The organism is Empedobacter sp. UBA5924 (assembly GCF_002431085.1).
Taxonomy (GTDB): Bacteria; Bacteroidota; Bacteroidia; order Flavobacteriales; family Weeksellaceae; genus Empedobacter; species Empedobacter falsenii_B.
The window spans coordinates 1-7793 of sequence record NZ_DJDM01000003.1 but is presented as its reverse complement, the minus strand read 5'-3'; the positions used below and the strand labels follow the sequence as shown (position 1 = coordinate 7793).

At 29.1% G+C, this 7793-nt stretch carries 7 protein-coding genes; 6 read left to right on the top strand and 1 reads right to left on the bottom strand.

The window, feature by feature from the left end; all coding sequences use genetic code 11:
- Positions 1-512: 512 nt before the first annotated feature.
- The 6 genes from B3792_RS00745 (at position 513) to B3792_RS00720 (ending at position 6886) form a co-directional block, all read left to right on the top strand.
- Positions 513-791, top strand: coding sequence for a helix-turn-helix domain-containing protein (locus B3792_RS00745; RefSeq protein ID WP_038330393.1), 279 nt, complete (start codon positions 513-515; stop codon positions 789-791).
- Positions 792-1142: 351 nt separating this feature from the next.
- On the top strand, positions 1143-2969 hold the full coding sequence (locus tag B3792_RS00740) for an ATP-binding protein (protein WP_038330391.1): 1827 nt from the start codon (positions 1143-1145) through the stop codon (positions 2967-2969).
- 261 nt (positions 2970-3230) lie between these two features.
- Positions 3231-3557 carry a hypothetical protein gene (locus tag B3792_RS00735; protein ID WP_052217418.1) on the top strand — a complete coding sequence of 109 codons (327 nt, stop codon included), beginning with the start codon at positions 3231-3233 and terminating at the stop codon, positions 3555-3557.
- Between the two features lie 545 nt (positions 3558-4102).
- Complete coding sequence (locus B3792_RS00730; RefSeq protein ID WP_038330389.1) at positions 4103-4597, top strand: hypothetical protein; 495 nt, start codon at positions 4103-4105, stop codon at positions 4595-4597.
- A gap of 320 nt (positions 4598-4917) precedes the next feature.
- A complete protein-coding gene (locus B3792_RS00725) occupies positions 4918-6216 on the top strand; it encodes an AAA family ATPase (protein WP_038330387.1) in 1299 nt (432 codons plus the stop codon).
- On the top strand, positions 6200-6886 hold the full coding sequence (locus B3792_RS00720) for an RloB family protein (protein ID WP_038330386.1): 687 nt from the start codon (positions 6200-6202) through the stop codon (positions 6884-6886). The genes B3792_RS00725 and B3792_RS00720 overlap by 17 nt, the downstream gene beginning before the upstream one ends.
- A gap of 165 nt (positions 6887-7051) precedes the next feature.
- Here B3792_RS00720 and B3792_RS00715 read toward each other — a convergent pair whose 3' ends face one another.
- Positions 7052-7672 (bottom strand): master DNA invertase Mpi family serine-type recombinase, encoded by a 621-nt coding sequence (locus tag B3792_RS00715; protein ID WP_038330384.1) that lies wholly within the window; start codon positions 7670-7672, stop codon positions 7052-7054.
- Positions 7673-7793 lie beyond the last annotated feature (121 nt).

Genomic DNA, 7793 nt, shown 5'->3' with positions numbered 1-7793 from the left:
AATTTAACACTTTTTAACACATTATTTCTCTAATATTCTGTCATTTCGAGAATTTATTTCTATCACTTTTCAATTCTTGTAGAATCGAATAACCATCTGTGTATTTCTATTTTAAGAAACACATATTTATAGAGAGTGTATATCACTTGATTTGTAGAGGAATAAAACCAAGTGTATTTATTGTATGAAGTTCAGTGCTATTTGTAATGGAAGAAACGACCAAGAAAAAGGCGTGGAACTTACAAATCCGAATAGAGGTACTGCCATACCAGGAACGAATAAGTAAGCCCACGCCCTAAGACGTGAGCAAAGATACTTATTTTCCCGTTCCTATTGAAAATTGGCAGTTTTCTATTCAGGAAAAAATAAGACTAAGCTTATATATTTATTTTAATAAAATTCTCTGTATTAATTTTATACATTCAAAAGTACAAATTAAAATTGAATAGTACAATATATTGTACCATTATTTTATTCAAATAGTTACAATTTTATTTTTAACTAAGAATAAAATGACAGAAAAAGAGAAATTAGGTATTTATTTAACCTCTTTGAGAAAGGATATAAAAAGTTCAGATTATATTGATAGAAGTATATCACAACAAGAATTAGCTGATAAAACTAAAGGACTTTCCAAAAATACTTTATTATCGATTGAAAACGGAAGTGCTAATCCAACTCTAGATTCACTAATTATTTTAGCTAATGCATTAAATCAAGATAAATTAAATATTTTTAATATATCAATAGATGTTAAGAAATATATTAAAGAGAATAACCTTGATTTTTAGTTTTTAAAAATATAAGACATTAAGTGAATAAAAACGTTTAGTTTAAAAGCGATATACTAAATTAGTAAGATTAACCAGTAGGCATTGTTAAAGTTAGTAATAGTACTCTGGAGTTAATTTTAGGTTTGTCTAACTCCAGAGTATTTTATTTTACTTAAATACATCAGATTAATATAAACAAAGGCTTCTATATAGAAGCCCTTTACTTATTTACACAATAATGGTTATAAATTAGATTAATTTATATATTTGTTATTTATACGAAACTAATGCTATAGTAGTTTCGTGAAAAAACAATGTTATCGGTCATTCTAAAACCGGCCAGTACTAACAAAACACTAACGACAAAAAATGAAATTAACCTCTATAACAATAAAAAATTTCCGCTGTTACGCGGACGAAACAAAAGTTACTATTGACGACCTTACAACCTTCATTGGAAAAAACGATATTGGTAAATCTACAATTTTAGAAGCATTAGAAATTTTCTTTAATAACGACACAGTTAAAATAGAAAGTGGAGACGCAAACATTTATAGCGGTAACAATGAAGTGACAATTACTTGTGAGTTTAAAGATTTACCAATAGAATTAACTGTTGATGCATCTTCTCCAACGTCACTTGCTGACGAGTTTTTGTTATCTAGTGAAGGTACTTTAAAAATTCAAAAGGTCTTTGCTTGTGGAAAAGCTACCCCTACATTTGAAGCATACATTATTGCAAATCACCCAACTGTTGCTGGAGCTGACAACCTTCTCGAGTTAAAAGAAAAAGAACTTCAAGCAATTATTAAACAAAAAACCTTAGATAGTTCACTCAAAGGTAATCCAACGATGAGAAAAGCAATTTGGAATTCCTTTGAGGATTTGGAACTAAAAGAAATTTCAATACCTGTAAGTAAACCAAAGGAGGACAGCAAAAGAATTTGGGAACAGATTGAATCTCATTTGCCAATTTTTGCATTATTTCAAAGCGACAGAAATAGCCAAGACAAAGACAAAGAAGTTCAAAATCCAATGAAAGCGGCGATTGCTACCGCAATCGCTGAGGTTAAAGAGGATTTAGAGAAAATCCAGAATAAAGTTCGTGAGAAAGCTGAAGAAATAGCCGCAAGCACACACGAAGCATTAAAAACTATTGACCCAAAATTAGCCAGTAAACTTGCTCCAGAATTTACACCACCAACAGCTGCAAAATGGACTGGATTGTTTTCTATCAATATGGATACAGATGACGGAATACCACTTAATAAAAGAGGTAGTGGAGTTAGAAGGATGATACTTGTAAGTTTCTTTAAAGCAGAAGCGGAAAGACGACTTAAAACTTCAAATAAAAGAAGTATTATTTATGCTTTAGAAGAACCTGAAACAGCTCAGCATCCGAATAATCAAAAAATTTTGATAGACTCTTTTCGAGCATTATCAGAAGAAAATGGTTGTCAAGTAATTTTAACAACTCACAGTCCTGGCTTGGCTTCTGAACTTCCAGCAAACAGCATTAGATTTATTGACAGAGACGAACACGGAAAACCTTTAATTGAATCTGGAGTTGACGTTTTTGCTAAAGTTGCAAATGCATTGGGAATAACCCCCGATAGTAGAGTTAAAGTTCTCATATGTGTTGAAGGACCTACAGATGTTACAGCATTAAAATGTTTAAGTCGAGCATTACATTTAGAGGACAATACCTTAATTGACTTATCAAATGATCCTCGAATTGCATTTGTGTTAATGGGAGGGTCAACACTCAAACATTGGGTAAATGAGCATTATTTAAAAGGGTTGGGATGTAAAGAGTGTCATATCTATGATAATGATGTAACCACCTACTCTGTGTCCGTAGCGGAAGTAAATTCAAGAACTGATGGATCCTGGGGTGTCTTAACCCAAAAACACGAAATAGAAAGTTATTTACACAGTGAAGCAATCAAGGAAGCATATGACGTCGAAGTTGTTGTTACTGACAATCCTTCGGCTGATAAAAAAGGAGTTCCAAAACTATTTGCAGAAGCGTTTTCGGCCAAAATGGGTTATGATGGAGTGATGGGAGACACAAGAGCTAAAATATATCTCGCTAATAAGGCTTTTCCAAATATGACTGCAAAAAGAGTTAAAGAAAGAGATACAGCAAACGAAATTGAAGGATGGTTGAAGAAAATAGATGCGATGCTCAATTAATATAAGTAGGAAAGACCTGTTAAGAACGAAAAGAAGAACGAACCGATAACACGGGGAACTGTTGCACAACTTCAGTTTTAGATACAAAAACACAAAATAGTAACCTCTTTAAAAGCAATTTTAGGGAGGTTTTTTGTATTTATGTGAAACCGTAATTTATTATGAGATGGTTGTTGTATGTTTGGGATAGTATAAAGAAATATAGATTATTTTTAATTTTACTATATTTTTCTCCGTTTAAAGATAAAGATTTACGGCATTATGAAAAACAAGACGCTTAAAGAATTAATCGAAAATTATCCGAACGAAATCCCTTTTGAAGAAATAGTTGACTTTGAAAATTTCGATGAAAGATTATCTGTTGTAAACTGTATTGTTGTAAATATAATTGGAGTCAATGATGGTTTTATTGAATTTATCCCAGACAATAACTCGCCTTCGGAAGATGAAATTTTATGTTGGATTTGGTCTTTTAAACCTGACTTAACAAATGAAATTCTCGAAATAACTAAGAATGATGATTTAAAGTTTGCTTTAAATTTATATTTAAACAACTCACTGCATGAATTTTGGGATTATAACAGCTAAATTATGATGGAAAATTATTCACCAAATGAAATGATTAATATTTCTGAGATTAATACCTCATATTTAACTGAACTTCACAAAGGAATAATGCTTTCAATATATCTCTATTTAAAATACCACGACTAACATATATAAATATTGCAAACTCAATTTTTCAAATAAAATATACAACCTCTTTAGAAGTGTTTTTAAGGAGATTTTTTGTTTTACACAATAAGGTATACAATGTAGTTTTGTTTGTATATTTGTTATTTATACGAAAGAATAGATATAGAGAGTTTTTTACGAAACTTGACTATATTTTACTTCGTAAATTACGATGATGTGACGCAATTCTCCGCTATGCTACGAATCGCGTCACATCGGTTGACGGATTACATCCGATAATGTACACATTTCATCGCTATCGCTCCGAACTGCGTACATCATCGAATTTGCTAAATAAAAAATACACGCAACTTCGTTGCTATATTTTTTATTTAGCAAATCCGTCAACCGTTAGCAGCAAGCTTTCTAAAACATTACTCTAAAATAATATTACTTTTATGTTTGAATTAATTTGGATTTTATTAAATATAGCAATATTTATATATTTCTTATTTATATGCTTTGAAGTATTAAAGTATATTAAAAACAAAATAGGAATTCTAAAAACTGTAATTTTAACGATTGGATTAATTTCTATAATTTCACAAAATTCATCAAATGAATATAATTTCATTGACTTATCAAATAAATCTAATACATATACAGAAAAGTTTAAAATTGATGAATTAATTGAAAATAAAATTATCTCAAAAATAAATCTATCTATATTCTATATTAAGAAAGATAATGAAATAAAATTTACAGATGTAAAAACAGAAAAGTTAGGTATTATTGGTGGTACAGAATTGGAAATTCATTCTATAGCTTTTAATAAAACTGAAATTAGTAAACAATACAATTATCGTTTGTATGCATCAAAAATATGGAAAATTCTTGGGTTTAGAATTTATACAGAAAGTAAAGAATATGACGGCGAGTTTATAATAAAATGATAAAAGCCAGCAGCTAACATAGGTAATTGTTGCACAACTCCAATTTTAGCTACAAAAACACAATATAGTACAAATAACAACCTCACTAAGTGTTTTAAGCGAGGTTTTTTGTATTACACAACAAGGTGTAAAATATAGTTTTTTTTATATATTTGAGTTTAATTTTACGAAATTTTTCTTATTATTTATTTCGTAAATTACGATGTTAGCGAAATACTTTAAGTATAAACATCCAAATTATTTAACATCCAAATATAGTACATATCCCAAAGCTTATTCTTATATTTGTAAAAAAAATACAAATTTTAAAATAAGAAGAAATGATTGAAGAATTTAATTTCGGAAACTTTTGGTCATTTAAGGATGAACAAACCTTAAATATGACTGCTGCAAAAATTAAATCATTTCATCCGTCAATTGATAAGCGTAATGTAATTGAAATTGATGATAAAATGTCATTAATTAAATCCAAAGCAATTTATGGTGCAAATGCTAGTGGTAAAAGTAATATTATTAAAGCATTAGTTACTTTTATTCGTATTGTAACATCATCTGTAAAAGACGATAAAATTTTAAATATTATTGAGCCTTTTAAATTATCAGTAGATAAATTAAAAGAGCCAACTTTTTTCCAATTGGTATTTAGAATTAAAAATATAAAATACAGATATGGATTCGAGGCAGATGAAAATTGCATTAAAAGTGAATGGTTATTCTATACTCCTAATAAACGAGAACAAACTTTGTTTATTAGAGAAGAACAAGAAATTCTAGAAGTCAATGATAAGCATTTTGAAGAAGGCAGTAAATTCATTTCGTTACTTGACGACGATGAAAATACTATTTTTAGAACTAATTCTTTGTTCTTAACATCATTAGCTTCATTTGGCTTTGGTAAAATGTCTAAATCAGTAATTAAAGCAATTTCTTCAATTATTGTGATCAATGGTTTAGGGCATAGTGGTATGTACTCAGCTGCTGGTGATGCATTGGATGATTTAAATAAAAAGAAATTTATTTTAGACTTTTTAAAAAATGCTGATACGGGGATTAATGATATTGAAAATATTGAAATAACTAAAGATAATTTACCAGAAGATGCTGATGATGATTTAAAAAAAGAATTTAAAAAGGGAAATATCATCGTTTCTAGTCGTAGTCAATATGAAGGAAATAAAAAAGTTGGCAACGTTCCATTTGTATTAAGTGGACAAGAATCAGAAGGAACTATCAAAATGTTTGAATTAAGTCCATTCATCTTTAATGCATTAAATGAAGGTCGCACTTTAATTATTGATGAATTTGATTCAAGATTTCATCCACTTTTAACTAAAAAAATTGTTGAACTTTTCAACTCTGAATCAAATAAAAATTCACAATTAATTTTTACAACTCACGATACAAATCTCTTAAGTTCAGAAATTTTACGAAGAGACCAAATCGACTTTGTAGAAAAAGACAAATATGGTGCAAGTCATTTATATACTTTAGTTGAAATTAAAGGTGTTAGAAACAATGCATCTTTTGAAAAGGATTATATTCAAGGTAAATATGGAGCTATTCCATTCTTAGGTAATTTTTCATCTCTATTAAATTTTGATTATGCCGAAACCAACTAGAGCTGTAAAAAAGACAGATAAGAACAAAGCTTGGAATAGAAAAGCTAAACCAAGTAGTTATCAAATAGAAACTATACCGATAAGAAAATCTATTTTAATAGTTTGTGAAGGCCAAACTGAAAAATTATATTTTGAATCATTTCCAGTTCTAGGTTTGAAGGTTGAAGCTGTAGATTTGGGAGGTCAATCAAAAACTAAGCTAGTTGATAGCACACAAAAAATAATAGAAAGCTCAGAATATGAATATGATGAAGTATGGTGTGTATTTGATATGGATTTTAAAAATGGTGCTGATGAATATGCTGATTTTGACAATGCAATTGAAAAAGCAAATACACTAGGTAACGAAGTTGCATATTCAAATGATTCTTTTGAATTATGGTTTTATTTACATTATAATAAAATCGAAGCTCAACAATTAAGAACATTTTATTATGAGCAATTGAGCCAAAAATTTGGTATTAATTACGAAAGAGAAGGAAAAAAATATGCATTTTGTCAAAAAGTTTATTCTATTCTATTAAATGATGAACATGCCTCTCAAGAAAGAGCAATCAAAAATGCTGATGAGTTATATGAGAGTCAAAAACATTTGATATATCATAAACAAAATCCAGTTACAACAGTATATAAATTAGTACAAACTCTGAATGAGAATGTAAGAAAATAAGTTCTTCCGCTAATAACTAAGCTTTCTTCTAGCCCGGAGGGGATGAGATGTTTTGCAAAATTATTTAAGACAGAAAATAATAAAATATAAACCTCGCTTAAAAACTCTAGCGAGGTTTTTTTACATTAATAACTAAAAATATAGTTAGATAATTTAGATGATTCCCTAAAAATCTGATTTATATGCTAATACTTCTGGGTTGTTTTTTATAAAAGATGTTACTGTTAATCTATGGACACCTAATATGCGACCGATGGCACTGTATGAAACATTCTTTTCTAATAACTCTTTAATTTGTTTTTCTTGCCCTGTTAATTTCGTTTTAGACGACTTTCTGCCTTTAGGGCGTCCAAGTATAACACCTTCTGCTTTTTTGCGTGCTAAAGCTTCTTTGGTACGTTGAGAAATTAAATTACGTTCTATTTCAGCAGAAAGACCAAAAGCAAAAGCTAATACTTTTGAATTAATGTCGCTACCTAATCTGTAATTATCTTTAATAGTCCATACTTGTATGTCTCTATTCATACATTCGTTTAGTACCCCCATTATCATTAGCAAGTTACGTCCTAAACGAGATAATTCGGAACATACTAAAATGTCGCCAGGCTTCATTTTTTTTAATAATTTACCTAATTTACGATCTTCTACTTGCTTGGCTCCTGATATTGTTTCTTCTATCCATTTGGTTACGAATAATTGTTGATTATCGCAGAACTGATTGATCTCGAATCGTTGATTTTCTACTGTTTGTTTGTCTGTACTTACTCTGATGTATCCGTAAATCATTCTTCATTTAATTTGATGCAAAAATGATGAGAAATTGTCTAAAAAAAATAAAGACTATTTTTTTATACAGAAATGAAACTACTTTAATTATTCAATAAAAAACTGATTAAAATAATCGACC